Raw genomic sequence first — 16,836 nt, forward strand, 5'->3', positions numbered from 1 at the left:
GACAGCCGCTCTCGATCGCGATGCAGCTACGCTACGAGAGTCATCACGTCGCGTTCGGCCGGCCCGTGAGTCTCAACATCAATGCCAACCTGGGGGAGAGGTCGGAGCCGACGTGGCCGAGGAACCTGATGATTGCGAGCGGGGTGGGGATGGGGCTGGGTCTCGGGGGGCTCGTCACGGGGGTCGTCTTGCGGGACGAGACGCCCGGCAACCCGTGGACAGGCGTGGCTGTTGGGGGTGGGATCTTGTCAGCTCTATCCGTGACCGGCCTCATCATCGGCATCGCGAGCCGTCCTACTCCGCCCAATGTCATCATTCAGCCCCAGGTCTCGAACGACGGGGGCGGCATCGGGGTCAGCGGCGTGATTCCGTAGGGGCGATCGGCGGGGTGCTGAGCATTGGTTTCATCGGGCAAGCGCTTCGCTGGGGCGTTGCCCCAGGCCCCACCAGGGGCTGTCCGCCCCTGGACCTGGACCAGCCAGGGGCTGGACCCAACGTCGATGAACTGCGCTCCGCGCAGTTCATCGAACAGGCCCGGCCAAGACTGACGACGCCCCTGCCAGTCAAGACAGCCGCGCTGCGGGTTCTGCCGGCGACGCGGCCTCTTCGCCGGCCTGTTTGAAAAACTGCGCGGAGCGCAGTTTTTCAACCCCCGGTCCAGGGCTTGCCCTGGCGCGGGTCGAGGGGCGCGTAGCCCCCGCGGGGTCCGGGGCAGCGCCCCGGCTCTGCGCCTGCCCGATGAGACCCATGCTCAGGGCCGTGCCTGGTCCGGGGTGAAGGGGGCTGTATGCCCCCCTCAGGCACGCCCGGCAGGACTCGAACCTGCGACCCGCGGCTTAGAAGGCCGCCGCTCTATCCAGCTGAGCTACGGGCGCTCGCTTTCGCGTTCGCTCGCGAGCATAAACGGTCGCGGGCCGCCTGCCTAGATCGATCCGATCTCCGCCGTCGTCGCCGTCCGACCGACCTGCTCGTCCGTGCGACCAAACCGGCGCTGCCGGCGCGCGTAGAACGCGAGCGCGTCGTCCAGCGTCGCCTCCGAGAAGTCGGGCCAGAGCGTCTCCGTGAAGAAGAGCTCCGCGAACGCTGCCTCGAACGGCAGGAAGTCGCTCAGCCGTTGCTCGCCGCCCGTGCGGATCACGAGGTCCGCGTCCGGCAGCTCGCTCGTGCTCAGGAAGCGACGCACCGACACCGGGTCGATGTCCTCCGGCAAGAGCAGGCCCGCCCGCGCCTGCGCCGCCACCGCGCGCATCGCGTTCACCATGTCGCGACGGCCGCCGTAGTTCAGCGCCAGCGCCAGCGTCATCGACGTCCCGCCCGCCGTGTCCGCGATGAGCCGCTCCGTCGCCTTTCGCGTCGCCGTCGGGACCTCGTCGTCGATGTCCCCCACCACGACCACACGCACCCCACGCGAGACCAGCTCGTCGTGCGCGTCCTCCGCGAACTCCCGGCAGATGCGCATGAGGTTGTCCACCTCCTCCGCCGGCCGGCTCCAGTTCGCCGCGCTGAAGGCGTAGACCGTCAGCACCGGGATCTTGCGCTCGTGACAGGCGCGCGCCGCGAGACGCACCTTGTGCACCCCGCTCTCGTGACCCTTCGTGCGAGGGAGCCCGCGCGACGTGGCCCAGCGGCCGTTGCCGTCGAGGATGATCGCGATGTGCCGAGGGAGCGTGCGTTCGTTCATGGGATGCCTCGAGATTGCGGCCAGAGGATGCACCATACACGCACGCTCGTCCACGAAGCGGCCATGGTGCATTCGTGGAGCCTCCATGGAGAACGCACACACGAGAAGCGTGGCGAGTGTGGATTTTGTTACAGGATCTTCGCGGCCGGGAGCGTGACGCGGAACGTGACCTCGGGGGGGCCGCTCGCGGCGCACTCCGCCGAGCCGCTGTGCGCCTCGGCGATGGCGCGGACGATGGCGAGGCCGAGGCCCGTGCCGCCGTTCTCCACGCGGGTCGTGACGAAGCGCCGGAACAGGCGGCCGGCGACGTGCGGGTGGATGCGGCCGCGGCTGCGGACGGTGAAGCGGACCTCGTCGCCGTCTCGCACGAGCGAGACGTGGATGACTTCGCCAGGCTCCCCATGGGTCACGGCGTTGTCGAGCAGGTTCTCGAGGGCCCGCGAGAGCCAGAGGGCGCTGCCGCGGACGGTGACCGCGCCGGTGGTGGAGACGTCCACGAGGGCGCCTCGCTCGCGCGCGAGCGCCGCGGCGTCCCGGGCAAGCTTGGCGAGGTCGACGACGGCGGCGTCCTCGACGCCACGCGCCTCGATCCGCGCGAGGTTCAGGAGGTCGCCGAGCAAGGCCTCGATGCGCTCGGTCGCTTGCTGGATGCGGCCGACGAAACGCGCGGCCTCCTCCGGCTCCTCGAGGGCGCCGTCGGCGAGGACCTCGGCGCTCGCGCGGATGGCCGCGACAGGGTTCTTGAGCTCGTGCGAGAGGTCGGCCGCGAAGGTCTCGACGAAGGGGCGGCCCTCGAGCTGGCGGCGCATGGAGTCGATGGCACGCGAGAGGCGCTGGACCTCGCGGCCAAAGGCCGGCGGCGGCGGGGCGCGGCGCTCGCCTTCGCTGACGCGGACGGCAAAATCGGTGAGGGCCTCGATGGGGCGCGCGATGGAGCGGCCGATGAGGACGGCGGCAGCAGCGGCAGCAGCGCCGAGGACGAGGCTGATCGCGAGGATGGTGGGCGCGAAGTCGGCGAGGGTGCGGACGATGACGAGGGTCGGCTTGACGACCTGGACCTGGCCGACGACGAGGCCGTGGACGAGGATGGGCGCCGTGACGAAGACGGTGCCCGGCTCGCCCTGGGCAGGGCCGGCGCGGAAGACGGGGCGGCCGTCGGGGTCGAGCAGGGAGAAGTGGATGGCGTCGGGATCGGCGGAGCGGGTGATGCGGCGGCCGACGTCGGCGAGGGAGGCGCCGCGGGCGTCGAGCTCGCCGCCGACGACCGCAGCGATGGCCGCAGCCTCGTCCCGCGCGGCGTCCTCGGCGAGCAGGGTGGCGCGCGCCTCGATGCGATCGAGGACGAGCAGGCCGAGGCCAAACGCGAAGGCGCCGACGATGCCGGCGAGGGCGAGGAAGACCTGGAGGCGGATGCTGGTGCCGCGGGTGCGAGCGCGGACGAGGCGCGAGGCGATGTAGGCGACGAAGAGGATGAGGCCGACGGCGGAGGCGGCGGCGACGAGGAGGCGGATCACGGCGCGTCCGGAGCGCCGCCCTGCGGAGGCGCGGCGGGCCTGTCGGTGACGCGGTAGCCGACGCCACGCACGGTCTCGACGAAGGCCGGGTTGCCGCCGGCGGACTCGACCTTGCGGCGGAGGCCTTTTACGTGGGAGTCGATGGTGCGGTCGCTGATGGCGAAGCCGTCGCCCCAGACGCGGTCGATGAGCTGGGCGCGGGTGAAGACGCGGCCAGGCGCGGCGAGCAAGCAGGCGAGGAGGTCGAACTCGACACGCGTGAGCTCGACCTCGCGGCCGTGGACGTAGGCCCTGCGGGTGGCGTCGTCGACGGAGAGGGGCATGGGGGCGGAAGCGGGGGCGGGCGCGGGCGCGGCGGCGGGCGGGGGCGCGGAGGTGGTGGAGGCGGCGAGGGGCGCGGGCGGCGCTGCGCGGCGGAGGACGGCGCGGACGCGGGCGACGATCTCGCGGGTGGAGAAGGGCTTGGTGACGTAGTCGTCGGCGCCGGTCTCGAGGGCGGCGACGCGGTCGGCCTCGTCGTCGCGGCTCGTGAGGACGATGATGGGCGTGCCGATGCCGCTGCGGCGGACCTTGCCGATGAGGTCGAAGCCGCTGCCGTCGGGGAGCATGAGGTCGAGCAGGACGAGGGAGGCGACGTCGAGAGAGCGCTCGGCGCCGGCGAGGGTGGCGGCGAGGGTGACGCCGAAGCCGTCGCGGCGGAGGGCGTAGGCGAGGGACTCGGCGATCGCAGGCTCGTCCTCGACGATGAGGATGTGCGGCATGCGGGGAGGTATCGCGCCGCTCGGGGATGGGTTCAACCGGGAAGAGGGGGGCCTGCCGGGGCTGCGAGCGCTCGGAGGCCCCCGGCGCCGGGGAAGGAGCGTCGGGGGTAAGGCGCGGGGGGCTTCAGCGCTCCGCGGAAGTCGCGTACCATCACGCACCAACCGTCGACGAGGATCCATGAACAGACACGTGTCAGGGACGCTGGGCTTGTTTCTGTGGGCGCTCGCCGGGCTCGCCTGCGCCGGCGCGTCGCCTGGCGGCGCAGGGGGCGCCGTCGCGGCGGAGGCCACGTGTCAGTCGGACGCGGACTGCGTCGTCGTCCGGACCACGTGTTGTGATCACTGCAACGGAGGAAAGGTCGAGGCGTTCAACAAGGCGCACGCCGACGAGCACCACCCGCGAGGTTGCGAGGGCGTCGCGTGCACCCGCCTGGGGTGCGGCGACGCCATCGCCGTGTGTGAAGACAACACGTGTCGGATCGAGATCCTGCCGCTCGGTTCCTGACCTTTCTGCCGCTCGTGGGTGGCGGAAGCCAGGCGGGGTGAACGGATTCAGTGCGCGGTGATCCAGGCGCGGATCGGCTCCCAGAAGAGCGTCTCCGCCTCGTAGCCCTGGAAGATGTCGGTATGGCCCACGTCGAGGAGGCGGTATTCCTCGGGGAAGTGCTGGACGACGTGGCTCGAGACGTCCCCGCTGCCGAGCAAGGTCGTCGTGTAGATGCCGGCCGCGCCAAACCCGCCGCCCGCGCCGACGTAGAAGGTGGGGACCGTGATGTCGGCGAGGTGATCGTCGAAGGGCACGTCGTCCTGCGGATCGTCGCAGGCGGCCGCGTCGGCGTCGGCGATCATGGCGAGGGGCTGGAAGGGTCTGGCGCGGGAGAGCACGTCGAACCACACGGCCGGATCGGTATAGGCGAGATCCAGCACGCCGGTCTCGTCCCAGAGGCCACCCGTGAGGTGATACGAGGGCACCGGGGGCTGGGGCATCAGGAGGAAGGTGGCCGCGCCGAGGGTCATGGCGGCGTGCTCGTTGTCGAGGCCGGGGAACGCAGGCGAGGGGCCCGCGGGATCGATCTGCGCGAGCAACCCGAGCGGCCCGACCTGCGCGCCGAGGTCGTTCGCGTACTGGCCCGAGGCGACGAGGGCGCGCTCGTCGGCCCGACGCTGGCAGGCGCCGGCGCGCAGGTCGGGGTCGTCCGTCTCGAGGTAGATGTCCACCGGAATCAGGCCAGCGACGTGGCGCAGGCCGGCGGGGCGCTGGCTCTCGGCGCCCGCGTAGGCATACGCGAGCTGGCCGCCGCGGCTCCAGCCGAGCAAATGCAGGCGGCCGTGTCCATGGCCGGTGACGGCGCGGACCACGCGGGCGATGCCGAGCGCGGCGCCGATGTCGCGCACGTCGCGCGAAAAGCCCCACGATTGCATGAACGAGAGGTCGGCCTCGTTCGCGGGGACACGTGTCCAGCCGAGATCGATGCCCCAGACGTCGATCCCGTGCGCGGCGAGGTGGACGGGCAAGCTCGCGCCGCCCGGCGTGGGGCCGGCGGCGAGGAAGGCGGCCTCGAAATCCCAGGCGTCGCCGTGCACCATCATGACGGCCTTGCTCGTGGGTGCGGGGACGCTGGGCGCGGATTCGCGCACCACGCGGTGCAGGCCGATGACGTCGTAGGCGCCGGGTCCGACGCGGACGTCGACGCGGTATTCGACGACGTCTCCCGCGAGGACACGTCGGCTGATGGGCGCGGCGAGGCTTTTTTCGGGGGCGTCGCAATCGGAGTCGTTCGACTCACAAGCAATGGCGATCGCGCGGGTCAGGCTCGGGGCCGCAACGGCGGTCGAGGAAAGCGCGAGGACGGGGGAAAGGGCGAGGGTCGCAAGAAGGGCGTGTCGCAACATCAATTCACCTTTCGGTTGGACAACGAGCGGGCGCCCTTGGCAAAGCCCGTGCCGCCTCGTACGAGGGGCCCATCGCCGAGCTCCAGCCGATCCTCGTTGTGCAGGTTCTGCTCGAATCGCGCGGATGTGGGTCGGCTTGGGCGCGGGCGACCCGAAAATTTTTGACACCCCGATCGCGCGGACATAACCGGGGCATGTGCTCCCCTCTCCCGGATGTTCGGTGGGGCCCGACGGCTCCGTGACCTTCGCCTACCGCGACGAACACGCGTCCCACGTGCTCGTGGCAGGAGACTTCACCGGATGGGGCAGGGATCCCATCCCGCTCGTGAAGCGCGAAGGCGCGGATCTCTGGGTCATGACGACGCGGCCGCTCCCGCCCGGAGTGCACGCGTACAAGCTCGTCGTGGATGGACGGTGGATCGCGGATCCCGAGAACCCGCTCGACGTCGACGACGGGCTCGGGGGGCGGAACGCGGCGTTCGTCGTGGGGGCGCGTGACCTCGGGGATCCAGCGGCGATCCGCGTGCTCTCGCTGAACCTGCACACCTACCAGGAGCGCGGCACGCGCGAAGGCGTGGTGGTGAACGACTCGATCCCGAAGCTCGAGCGGGTCGCGTTCGGCGTGGCGGTGCATGGGCTCGACGTGTTGCTCTTGCAGGAGGTCGGCGAGCACGTGTCGAACCCGGCCGAGCCGAACGCGGGGCGGCTCTTGCAGCAGTTCCTGGAGAGGTTCACGCGGCGGCGCTGGGAGCACGTGTGGAGGGAGGCTCATATCGGGTTCGACGTGTACCGCGAGGGGCTGTCGATCCTGTCGTCAGGGCCGATCGAGGACGTGACGGTGTTGCAGCTCAGCGAAGGCGGGCTCGCTCGTATCGCGCTCGTCGCTCGGACGACGATCAAAGAGACAAAAATGCGGGTGGGGACGACACACGTGGCGTGGGGAGCCGAGGGCGGGGCGCAGGTGGAGCGGCTGCTCGCGGGCCTCGCGCGGCTGCCTTCGGGCGATCACGTGGCGACGCTCGTGGCGGGGGATCTGAACGCGAGCCCGGAGGAGCCGCCGGTCGCCCATTTCGTGGAGCGAGGGTATGCCGACGTCGGAATGGCCACGCGGGCGGTGTGGCCGACGTTCGGGGAGAAGAGGCTGACGAGCCGGATCGATTATCAAATGCTCCGGGCCTCGGCGGGCCGGAGGGCCGCGAAGGTCGAGGCCTTCGCGCGGGTGTTCGACGGCGAGGGGCCCGAGGACGGGCTGCACCCGCGGGTGAGTGATCACGCAGGGATCGTCGGGGCGTATCGCTGGGCGTAGCGGGCGCGTCAGCCCGGCCGAGCAAGGTCGCGACGAAGACCCCCTTCGGATTTTTCGCACGGTCTCCTCCCGCTGGGATACCGTGGAGGTTCGAGCGGAGGTCTTTGGGTCGTGAAAAACGGGTTCGGGGTTCGTCGCCAAATATCATGGTCGCTGGCCGCGGGGGTCTCCTTCGCGGGGGTGGCGTTCGCCTTGCCTGTCCGCGCGGAGGCGCCGCCAGAGGCCGCGCCCGCCGCGCCGGAGGCCGCGCCCGCGCCGAAGGCCCCCGCGCCGTATTCGTTGCCCTTCATGCTCCGGCCCCTGACCGCGGGGAACGTGGTCCGCCTCGACACGACGCTCGCGTTCTCGAAGACGAAGGACACGGTCCCCGTGCTCCTGCTCGGCAGCTACAAGGTCCTGCCGAACCTCGCGGCCATCGTCCGGCTCGGCGTCATCCACAGCGAGACGAAGGGGCCCGAGGGCTCGAAGGCCACGTCGTTCATCAACCCCGCGATCGGCGCGCTCTACTCGATTCCACTCGGCGAGGCGTGGAAGGTGGGCCTCTTCGCGGGCACGACGATCCCCGTCGGGATGGGCGGCGGCGACACGCCCGACATGGCCGTCCGCACGGCGAACCTGGACGGGATCTATGCGCGCGCCTCCATGGATAACGCGCTCTTCCAGGTCAACTACATGACCCCGATCGTCGGCGCGGGGATCGGATACGTGGCGAACGGGCTCACGATCCAGGCCGAGGTGACGCTGCTCGAGCTGCTCCGCGTGCGCGGCGCGGCGCTCGACAAGGACGCGGCCCGGACGAACCTCACGGCGGGCCTGCATTTCGGGTGGTTCCTCCTGCCGCAGCTCTCGTTCGGCGCGGAGCTCCGGTACCAGCTCTGGGTCTCGAACGGCACGATCGAGAAGGGCCCGGATCCGACGCGGCTCGAGAACTGGACGCTCGGCCTCGGGCCCCGCGGGCATTTCAAGCTCGGCGACAAGATGTGGCTGCGGCCCGGGGTCTCGCTGACGCTGGGCCTCGACGCGCCGACGGGCTTTTCGCAGAACGGGCTCGAATACAAGATCGTGCAGATCGACGTGCCGCTCGCGTTCTAGCCCACCGCCGCGTGCAGGACCTCGCGCGTGACGCCGAGCAGGCGCTGGTAATGCTCGGCCACGGGGCGCAGGCCGGCCATGAAGAGGGCCAGGCCGCCGGGGCGCATCTCGACGTGGCCCGAGAACCCCCAGCTCGCCAGGAGGGCGCGCAGGGGCGGGGGGAAGGCGGCGGCGGCCTCGGCGGGCGAGGCGGCGAAGGTCGTGACGTGCTGGTCCCAGAGTTTGTCGCCGATCGTGACCGTGGGCGGCGGCGGGCTCTCGAGGTAGGCGACGCGGGTCACGAAGTGCTCGCCGACCCGCATGGCCGCGCGGCGCACGAGGCGCGGGTGCGTGGCGTAGGCGAAGACGGTGCGCTCGAGGGGCTCGGTGTCGAGATCGACGGCGTACCAGGGCTCGACGAGCACGTAGGGGCCGTGAGGCGTCTGCCGTGTGACCGCGTGGAGGTAGTGGCCCGGGGGCGCGATGTTGTCGTAGGGCTCCCACTGCCGGAACCAGGTCTCGCCGGGGAAGGGGCTCCACGCGAAGCCATTCGCGTACGCCCAGCCGGCGATACGCTCTGCGCCAAAGGTTCTCTGGGGGCCTGACACGCGGCGAGAGCGTAATCCGGGAGGGCGACGAGACAAAGGGTGAAATGACGAGCGGGAGGGTCGGTCGGAGGACGGGCGACGGTCGTGCTCCCGGGTAGACGCCGCGCGGGTTCCATCCTAGACGGGGGCCCTGCGACGCTCTGCGTCGCCGTCGACGCCCGAACCATGAAGCTTCACGAACGGCTCGCCGTCCTCGAATGTTCGCCCGTCCCGACCTGGGTGTTCGATCTCGACTTCTTCCGCCAGCGCTGGGCGAACAAGCCCGCCCTCGAGCTCTGGCGAGCGGCGACGCCGGAGGAGCTCTACGCGCGCGATTACTCCGATATGTCGGCGTCGACGCGGGCCAGGATGCGCGGATATATCGAGGGGTTTCGCTCGGGGCGCGCCGCCGAGGAGGAATGGACGCTGTATCCGAAGGGCGAGCCCCAGACGATGAAGCTCTTCATGACGGGCGTGCCGCTCGACGACGGCCGGACGGGCGTGCTGATCCAGGCGTTCGTCAAGGAGAACGCGCCGAGCCCGGATCTCGTGCGCAGCATCGAGGCGCTCCGGCACACGTCCGTGATGGTGACGCTGCTCGACATGGAAGGGACGATTGTCCTGCAAAACCCGGCGGCGCAACACGCGTTCGGCGTGGACGCTCCGTTCCGCGCGCGTTTTTCGGAGGAGGACGTCCCGGACGCGCTTCTCGCGGCGGCGCTTGCGGGCGAGGTGTTTTCGCTCGAGGCGGCGGTGCAGACGGAGGCGGGCGAGCGCTGGCACGTGATCGAGGCGCGCACGCTGCCGGACCCGGCGACGGGCAACACGGTGATCCTCGTGCACCACACCGACGAGACGGCGCGGCGCGGGGCCGAGCGGCGGGCCGCGGAGGAGGGGCGGCTCGCGGAGGAGCTGCGGGGGACGCTCGCGCTCGTGGAGCGGCAGAAGCAGGAGATCCTGGCCCTGTCGGCGCCGGTGCTCGAGGTCTCGTCCCGCACGATCGCGCTGCCGATCATCGGGGCGCTCGATCCTGCCCGCGCCGCGGAGCTCGAAGGTCGGATCCTCGCGGCCGTCTCGGCGCGCGGGGCCGAACGCGTGATCCTGGATCTGACCGGAGCCGACGCGCTCACGGCGGAGACGGCCGAGCAGGTGGCGCGCCTCGGGCATGCGATACGGCTGCTCGGGGCGAAGCCGATCGCCACGGGCATCACGTCGAAGCTCGCGCGGACGTTGATTCATGCCAACGTGGATCTCGGCGGGATCCTGCTCCTCCGCAGCCTGCGCGACGGAATCGAGGCGGCGCGGCGCGAGCGGACGTAATCTCTCACCTCGCGGGCACGTCGCGCGGGAGGGGGGCTGGTCGGCTCACCATGAGCGCATGATATTGGTGGCTGTTCCGTAGGGAGCCGGTTTTCGGCGCGAGGCTCGAGGTCCGAGCGCGTCGAAATGGGCCTGGATACCCCACGGAGGCGCGTCCGGGTCGTTCGTCCTTCCGAAGGGCCGGGCGCTCCTCCGTGGAGGGGCGGGGGCAGTCATGAAGTATGAATTCCATGGTGTGTGCGCGGCCCTGCTTGCGCTCGTGGTCTCGGCGGGCTGCGGGGAGGCGCCGATCTCCGAGTCCGTGGAGGCGGAGCCCATCGGGGAAAACGAGGAAGCGCTCTCCGATTGCTCCATCGATGCCACGAAGGAGCTCTTCATCACGGATCTATCGGTGATCCAGGATGCCCGGGCCACCGGGATCGGCCCGTGGTCGTTCGGCTACGTGGTCCGGGAAATGGCGAAAGGCAACGACGAGCAGGAGTTCATCGAGCGGTTCATGGAATCGTGGCTCGCGGATCAGGTCGTCGACGGGCTCACGATCAAGGCGCGCAGCAGGATGGAGAGCCTCGTGCTCGCGCCCTGGCGGGCGAAGAGCGCGGACGGAAAGACGTACGATCTCGACAAGGCGCCGATGTCTCTGCTCGGTATCGTGTACCGGCTCGATCTGCGCAAGCTCCGGAACTTCGGCGCGGGCGCGGGCGAGGGGCGCATGATCTACAACGTGCACGGGCCCGACGGGCGCGCGCTGCCGTTCACCCTGATCTTCGAATACCGGCTGCCCGCGAACCGGGGCCAGACGGCGGAGAGCTGGGCGAAGGAGTTCCACGCGCTCGGCGCGTTGCCCTTCGGCCCGGAGTACAACAAGAAGCTCGAGGCGCTGACCGAGAAATTCGTGACCGCGAAGGCCCGGCAAGGGATGCCGCCCGGGACCGTGCTCAACCAGCTCCGCTCGAACGAGATCGCCCTGACCTTCGGCGACGAGGAGCCGCTGTGGGAGCTCCGGCAATTCGAGGTCGACCGAAAGGGGTTCCTCGTGCCGGCGAGCGTGGGGTTGACGCCGGACCTCATCCACAACAACACGCCGCTGCTCGCCGATTACGTGCGGCAGAACGAGCGCCTGATCCTGGAGGGGAACCACAAGGTGGGATCCCGATTCAAGGGCAAGGCGTTCAACGGCGGATCGGCGCGCGTGCCGACGCGCGACTTCACCTGGCAGGTCCCGGGCGTGGAGGAGGACGTCCGGAAGGCGTTCTCGCTCAACACCTGCAATGGTTGTCACGCGGGCGAGACGGGGACGAACTTCCTGCACGTGTCCCGGAGCCGCACCGGCCCGGAGACCGTGCTCTCGGATCACGTGCTCACGACGGATTTCCCGTTCCGCGTGCAGGAGCTGAAAGCCGTCGTCTGCAAGGATTGACGGCGCTATCGGCGGCGGCGGCGCGCGCCGAGGCTCGCCAGGGCGGCGAACGTGGCGAGGCCGAGCCAGCCGGGCGGGCCCTCGCTCGTGCCCGTCGCGTGGCACTGGCAGGAGACGAAGCCGCGGACCGCGCCATCGTCGTCCGCCGCGAAAGCTCCGGCGCCGCCGCCGCCGCCTTCGCCGCTCGCGCCGCCGCCCCATCCGGCGCCGCCTTCGCCGCCGGCGCCGCTTCCATCTCCGGCGCCGCTTCCATCTCCGGCACCTTCGCCGCCGGCACCTTCGCCGCCGGCGCCGCTCCCGCCCGCGCCGCCGCCTCCGCTTCCGCTTCCGCCGCCGTCGCCGTTACAGGCCGTGACGTGGGTCGGGCGTTTGTTCACGCAATCGGTGGGGGAGGCGCAGTCGGGATCGGGGAGGGCGGGCGGGCTCGAGCCGCCGCCGATGTCGCCGGGGTTCGGGTAGGCGGGCTCGATCGTCTGCCACTGGCTGTTGAATTCCATGAACCCGTAGACCTTCTCCTGGTACGGCGCGGCGCCGCCCACGGAGGGCTTCCAGACGCCGCGGTTCGTATCGTAGTTCGGGTTGTTCGGGTTGTTCACGTACGCCAGACCATTGTAGGCCCACGTGGCCGCGTACCAGTGCTCGACGACCTTGGGCTGGTTGTCGCCGACGCAGTTCGTCGCCTTCCATTTCGCCGCGAGGATGCGGGTGCTCGTGGCCAGGTTGTAAAAAGGATCCGAGGCGACGCGCTCGCGGTCGAAGTCCGGGTTCTCCCCGACGTGCATGCCGCTCGTCACCTGCCCGATCCCGTAGCCGCAATCGAAGGAGATGATGGTGCGGGATTCGCCGCCGACCTGATCGGCGGGCAAGGTGGGGACGCAGAATTGACGCCAGCCGGACTCGACCCTCGTGATGGCCTTGAGCAGCTCGCAAGGGAAACGCGCGGGGACGGATTGATAAGGCTCCGGTTTGCCGCAGCCCTGGCCGATGTCGCTGACGGTGGGGCCGTCGCCGCCCCAGGCAGAGGGGCCCTGGGCGACGAGGTCGAAGATGACGTTCCACTCGTCGACCGTGGGGTTCGTCCCGGGCACGGCCTCGATGGCGCAGCCGTGATCGTTCGAGGGGCTCGAGGCGGTGTAGGAAGGGCAATACGCGGCGGCGCCCGCGCTCGTGGCGAGCAGGGCGAGCGAGGCGGCGGCGGCGAGGGGGCGCGTGGGGCTCACGGAGCACCTCCATTCTCGAGGTAAAATCCTGCAATGGCGACGCGGCTCCCGCGAGGCGCGGGGAGCACGGACGCGGCGCCGGTCTTCGTGTCGACGAGGAAAGGCACGGGGAGCGCGCTCGGCTGGGTGTGCAGCGCGGCGATGAAGCGAGAATCGGCGGTCGCGGCGGCGACGAGGTCGACGCCGGGGCCGAGGGGGCCCGCGATACGCGCCTCGGCGTCGAGGGTGGAGAGGCCGCGGCCGGGAGGATTGTAAAGGACGCCGCCGCTCGGGAGGACGGCGGGCGCGAGGCTCATGCTCGGGCTCGAGAAGAGCCGGCGCGCGCGGCCCGTGGTGAGGTCGAGTTCGTCGACGACCCACGTGCGGCTGTTGGTCTCGTGGCGGTTCTGGAAGACGAGCTTTTTGCCGGCCGCGTCGATGGAGAAGTCGCGGGCGAACGGCGGGAGGTTTTTCACGAGCGGACGCACGGCGCCGGCGTCGGGATCGACGGCGACGAGGTCGGCACGATCGGGCAGGACACGATAGAGGATGATTTCACGGGCCGTGGCGCCCGCGAGGAAGAGGAGGTGTCCGTGCGCGCCGTGGACGGCGCGGGTTTTCCCGGTCGTCATGTCGACCTCGTCGACGGTGAGGGGATCGACGCGCAGGCGGCCTTCGAGGTCGGGGCCGGGGCGGCCGCGGGAGACGAAGACGCGGCCCGTGGGGGCGACGAGGGGGCGGCTCGCGTGCACGACCCGGTCGACGAGCACCTCGGCCGGCGCGTGGGGCCGGAGGCGGAAGAGGGAGGCATTGAAGGAGGCGTCGCGGCCGGGCGTGCTGTCGGCGGTCGCGAGGACAAAAGGCGTGTCCGGGACGACGGCGGCGCGTACGGTCGCGTCGGGCAGGTGGGAGAACGTCGCGACCGGGGCGGGATCGGCGCCGCCGCCGGCCTGGACGAGGTAAAGCGCGCTGTGTTCGGCGCCCGGGAACGTGGCCAGGAGGGCCACGCGTGGTCCGCGGACCTCGGGCGGCGCTGCAGCGTGGGCGGGCGCCGCGACTTCGGGGCCGTACGCGGCGAACGCGAGTGCGACCACGACGCACGAGGCGCCGAGGCCGAGGAGGAACTTTCGCGTGAGCATGAAGGGAGCGTAATGCCAGGAGGGCACTACGGAAAGTTCGCCGCGCGAGAATCCGCGGAGGTGGCCTTCCCGGCGCCGGAGGACGGAGCGACCGGCGCGCATCCGTCCGCGGAGGCGGGCCCGATGGCCGCGTCGCCGACGCGCCGCGAGAGGGCGCGGAATCGACCAAAAAAGTGGGATTCGTAAGCCTTGCGCCGGGGATCGCGGGCGAGGGGGATCGGGTCGATGCCGTGAATGCGGAAGGGGCAAACGAAGAGGCGGGGAGGGGCGCCCTTTTCGAGCTCGAGTTTGACGGAGAGGCCCATCTCGGTCCACGGGTGGCCGCTGTGCATGCGCATGAGCAGGTTGCCGAGGCTGTAGACGATGGGTTTTCCCGCGTGGAACGTGACGCCCTGCACGACGTGGGGGTGGTGGCCGAGGAAGGCGTCGGCGCCGGCGTCGATCACGGCCTCGGCGAGGGCGCGCGTGCGGGGCAGGGGGTCTTCGCGGTACTCCTCGCCGCCGTGGTAACTCACGAGGATCGCATCGACGTCGCCCTTTTCGCGGAGGGATTTCACGGCGCGGACGAGGGCCTCCCGATCGGCGGAGGCGACGTGGGCGCGGCCCGGGTGCCGCGAGAGGACGCCCTGGTTCCAGACATCGGTGACGGCGAGGAACGCCAGGCGAAGCCCGCGCCGCGTGACGATGGCGGGCTCGAACGCCTTTTCGAGGGTCGCGCCCGTGCCCGCGTGCAGGACCTTGGCGCGGTCGAGGTGATCGAGCGTCTCGAGCATGGCCGATTTCCCGTAATCCCAGGCGTGGTTGTTCGCCGTGGAGACGACGTCGATCCCGGCGCGCGCGAGGACGTCGGCCGAGGCGGGCGGGCCATTGAAGACGAGGTTGTTCTCGGGGGAGACCGTCTCGCGGCCCTGATCACTGATGGGCCCCTCCAGGTTGACGAACCGCACGTCGGCCGCGCGGAGGAGGTCATCCATGGAGGCGAACAGGGCGCGCTCCGGCTCGCGCAGGAGGATCTGCCCGACGAGGCGGCCGAAGCTCACGTCGCCGGCGGCGAACACGGTGACGAATGCGGGTTTTTCGGGGCCCGTGTCCGGGGCCGCGTCGCTCGCGTCCGCGCCTGCGTCGTCTCCGGCTCCGGGCGGGGTGGCGGGTGCCGCGGGCGCGGGGGAGGGCGCTGGATTCGAGGTATCCGCGCGATCATTCCCACACGCGGCGACGAATACGAGCGCGAGGGCGAGGGGTGCGGCAGCGCGGATCGAGGCCATGGGAGGGAGCTTCGGCGTAGCGCGCGGCGGCCCTCAGCGCCACAACCGCGCGACGATGACGCCGAGCTCCGTGAGGAGGAAGAAGGTGGAAGATTGCAAGATGAACCGGTTCGTCGAGGAGTTCGGCATTCCACGCACGACGCGGTGCAGGAGGAGGATGAGCGGGAAGCTCGTGATCATGCCCCAGAGGAAGCCGCTGTAGAGCGGATCGCAGCACTCCGGGGCCTTGCTGCATACGAGGCTCGAGCCTTCCCCGTCGGATTCGACGCAGCCTCTCGGCGCATAAGCGAACGCGATGACGACCGCCACGATGAGGCCGACGATCGCGCCGGCGCAGCCGCCCGTGGCCGCCGCGGCCTGCTTGTCGGACGGAGGGGCCTCGCCGCTCGCGCGGATCGGGGGCAAGGCGTCCGCGAGGAGGGCGAGGGCCGAGACGAGGCGCGCGCCGCGCTCCTGATCGGGCGAGCGGGTCGTGAACTCGACGAGGCCGAGCGAGATAGTGCCTTCGCTCGTGCCGTCGATGCGGACCTCGGTGCAATGGGCGCCCTGGAGGAGGGCGAGGATCGCGGCGCGGGCGTCCGGCGAGGCGAGGACGGCGCGGACCAGATCATCGTTGATCAATGTATCAATGTAGACCGCTTCGTCGAAGGCCGGGTCGCCGGTCTGGATCTCGCGGTTCACGCCGTCTTGCTTGAATGCGCGGTCGCCCGGGGTCTCCTTGCGGAGCACGAGGTTCATGGGCCTCGGGACGAGGAGCGGCCCCTGGCGGCCATTTCGATAGCCGGCCTGCGCGTGACGCGGGGTGGATCCCCTCTCCGAGATGCGCGTCTTGACGTAAAGCGAGTCGGTCGATCCGGGGCTGAAGTGGACGTGAATGACGCGGCCCTCGTCCGCGAGGACGTCGAACTCGTTCGTATCGTGCGAGACCCCGGCGAGGGCGCGGAGCTGCTCGACGAGGCTCCTCTTGGAGGGATCGATCTCGGCCACGAGGTACGTTTACCAGAAAAAGGCGAGCGGGCGCGAGGAGGCGCGGCATCCGTCGTGCAGGCGCCTCCCCGGTGAGCAAGACGGTCCCCCGGGGCCGATGTGCTCGTCAGGAAGGGGGAATGACCATGGCCATGCTCTCGACGTCCGCCTGGGTGCTGCATGATCTCGGCCTCGCGGCCGGCTTCGGCGGCCCGCTGTTCGGCAAGCTCGCGTTGCACCGCGCGGTCCAGGACATCCACTCCGAGGAGGAGCGAGGACAGGTCCTCCACGACGCGTGGAGCAGCTACAACGTCGTGACGGCGGCGAGCCTGGGCGTCGCGGCGCTGACCTGGTTCATCGGCCGCGCCGCGATCTCGGGGCGGTCGATCGACGAGGAGACGCGTGGCCTCGTGCTGGCGAAGGACATCCTGCTCGGCGCCGCCGTCCTGACGGGCGCGGCGAACATCCTGAGCGGTCAGGAGCTCGGCCGTCAGGCCCCCGAGGGCGCGGTGCCCGTGGCGTCGGGGGAGGAGCCCTCGGCCCGGACGCCCGAGAAGGCGAGGGGCCTCATGCGATTCCTGGGCGTGATGGGGCCGGTCAACCTGGCCTGCACGGCGGGCGTCATCGGCATCACCGCGGTCCTCGCGATGAAGTCGGGCCAGTCGACGAAATGGAGCATCATCTCGCGCCTGTTGCCCTGAGCCTCACCCCCCAACC

Annotated in this window: 15 protein-coding genes, 1 tRNA gene and 1 pseudogene; 7 read left to right on the top strand and 10 right to left on the bottom strand. The window is 70.7% G+C overall.

All coding sequences use genetic code 11. The annotated features are described in order from the left end of the window. Positions 1–374 (top strand): annotated as a pseudogene (locus GF068_RS44405) (hypothetical protein); the annotation flags it as partial. 427 nt (positions 375–801) lie between these two features. Here GF068_RS44405 and GF068_RS26585 read toward each other — a convergent pair. The 4 genes from GF068_RS26585 to GF068_RS26600 all read right to left on the bottom strand — a co-directional run bounded on the left by GF068_RS26585 (position 802) and on the right by GF068_RS26600 (position 3,956). Beyond that, a tRNA-Arg gene (locus tag GF068_RS26585) sits at positions 802–875 on the bottom strand. A 47-nt stretch (positions 876–922) separates the two neighbouring features. Beyond that, positions 923–1,681, bottom strand: coding sequence for a polyprenyl diphosphate synthase (gene uppS / locus GF068_RS26590; RefSeq protein WP_153822282.1), 759 nt, complete (start codon positions 1,679–1,681; stop codon positions 923–925). A gap of 128 nt (positions 1,682–1,809) precedes the next feature. Then, positions 1,810–3,195, bottom strand: a complete 1,386-nt coding sequence (locus tag GF068_RS26595) for an ATP-binding protein (RefSeq protein WP_338046586.1) — start codon at positions 3,193–3,195, stop codon at positions 1,810–1,812. Continuing rightward, positions 3,192–3,956 (bottom strand): response regulator transcription factor, encoded by a 765-nt coding sequence (locus tag GF068_RS26600; RefSeq protein ID WP_153822283.1) that lies wholly within the window; start codon positions 3,954–3,956, stop codon positions 3,192–3,194. Before GF068_RS26600 ends, GF068_RS26595 begins: the two co-directional genes overlap by 4 nt. Before the next feature lie 178 nt (positions 3,957–4,134). Here GF068_RS26600 and GF068_RS26605 point away from each other — a divergent pair, with 178 nt between their 5' ends. Next, positions 4,135–4,461 carry a hypothetical protein gene (locus tag GF068_RS26605; RefSeq protein ID WP_153822284.1) on the top strand — a complete coding sequence of 109 codons (327 nt, stop codon included), beginning with the start codon at positions 4,135–4,137 and terminating at the stop codon, positions 4,459–4,461. A gap of 47 nt (positions 4,462–4,508) precedes the next feature. On the opposite strand, the gene GF068_RS26610 is transcribed toward GF068_RS26605, so the two are convergent. Next, a complete protein-coding gene (locus GF068_RS26610; RefSeq protein WP_153822285.1) occupies positions 4,509–5,849 on the bottom strand; it encodes an esterase/lipase family protein in 1,341 nt (446 codons plus the stop codon). Between the two features lie 238 nt (positions 5,850–6,087). Between GF068_RS26610 and GF068_RS47160 the strand changes: the two genes are divergently transcribed. Together GF068_RS47160 and GF068_RS26620 are read left to right on the top strand one after the other, a co-directional pair. After that, on the top strand, positions 6,088–7,155 hold the full coding sequence (locus tag GF068_RS47160; protein WP_153822286.1) for an endonuclease/exonuclease/phosphatase family protein: 1,068 nt from the start codon (positions 6,088–6,090) through the stop codon (positions 7,153–7,155). Positions 7,156–7,347: 192 nt separating this feature from the next. Beyond that, complete coding sequence (locus tag GF068_RS26620; RefSeq protein ID WP_153822287.1) at positions 7,348–8,247, top strand: hypothetical protein; 900 nt, start codon at positions 7,348–7,350, stop codon at positions 8,245–8,247. Here the strand turns inward: GF068_RS26620 and GF068_RS26625 are convergent. Next, positions 8,244–8,834, bottom strand: a complete 591-nt coding sequence (locus GF068_RS26625; protein WP_240807462.1) for a hypothetical protein — start codon at positions 8,832–8,834, stop codon at positions 8,244–8,246. The two genes, GF068_RS26620 and GF068_RS26625, sit on opposite strands and share 4 nt — an antisense overlap. Before the next feature lie 165 nt (positions 8,835–8,999). Here GF068_RS26625 and GF068_RS26630 point away from each other — a divergent pair, with 165 nt between their 5' ends. Together GF068_RS26630 and GF068_RS26635 are read left to right on the top strand one after the other, a co-directional pair. Continuing rightward, positions 9,000–10,133 (top strand): STAS domain-containing protein, encoded by a 1,134-nt coding sequence (locus tag GF068_RS26630; RefSeq protein ID WP_153822289.1) that lies wholly within the window; start codon positions 9,000–9,002, stop codon positions 10,131–10,133. 214 nt (positions 10,134–10,347) lie between these two features. Beyond that, a complete protein-coding gene (locus tag GF068_RS26635; RefSeq protein ID WP_153822290.1) occupies positions 10,348–11,550 on the top strand; it encodes a hypothetical protein in 1,203 nt (400 codons plus the stop codon). 5 nt (positions 11,551–11,555) lie between these two features. On the opposite strand, the gene GF068_RS26640 is transcribed toward GF068_RS26635, so the two are convergent. From GF068_RS26640 to GF068_RS26655, 4 genes are read right to left on the bottom strand one after another with little or no spacing between them, the layout of a single operon-like run. Beyond that, positions 11,556–12,770: an MYXO-CTERM sorting domain-containing protein gene (locus GF068_RS26640; protein ID WP_153822291.1), complete on the bottom strand. Its 1,215-nt coding sequence runs from the start codon at positions 12,768–12,770 to the stop codon at positions 11,556–11,558. Beyond that, complete coding sequence (locus GF068_RS26645) at positions 12,767–13,888, bottom strand: TolB-like translocation protein (protein ID WP_153822292.1); 1,122 nt, start codon at positions 13,886–13,888, stop codon at positions 12,767–12,769. Before GF068_RS26645 ends, GF068_RS26640 begins: the two co-directional genes overlap by 4 nt. Positions 13,889–13,914: 26 nt before the next feature. Beyond that, positions 13,915–15,153: a CapA family protein gene (locus tag GF068_RS26650; RefSeq protein ID WP_153822293.1), complete on the bottom strand. Its 1,239-nt coding sequence runs from the start codon at positions 15,151–15,153 to the stop codon at positions 13,915–13,917. Positions 15,154–15,186: 33 nt separating this feature from the next. After that, positions 15,187–16,140 carry a hypothetical protein gene (locus tag GF068_RS26655; protein ID WP_153822294.1) on the bottom strand — a complete coding sequence of 318 codons (954 nt, stop codon included), beginning with the start codon at positions 16,138–16,140 and terminating at the stop codon, positions 15,187–15,189. A gap of 125 nt (positions 16,141–16,265) precedes the next feature. Between GF068_RS26655 and GF068_RS26660 the strand changes: the two genes are divergently transcribed. Further along, positions 16,266–16,820, top strand: coding sequence for a hypothetical protein (locus GF068_RS26660; protein WP_153822295.1), 555 nt, complete (start codon positions 16,266–16,268; stop codon positions 16,818–16,820). Positions 16,821–16,836 lie beyond the last annotated feature (16 nt).

The sequence above is a fragment of the Polyangium spumosum genome, assembly GCF_009649845.1.
In the GTDB taxonomy this organism is placed as follows: Bacteria; Myxococcota_A; Polyangia; order Polyangiales; family Polyangiaceae; genus Polyangium; species Polyangium spumosum.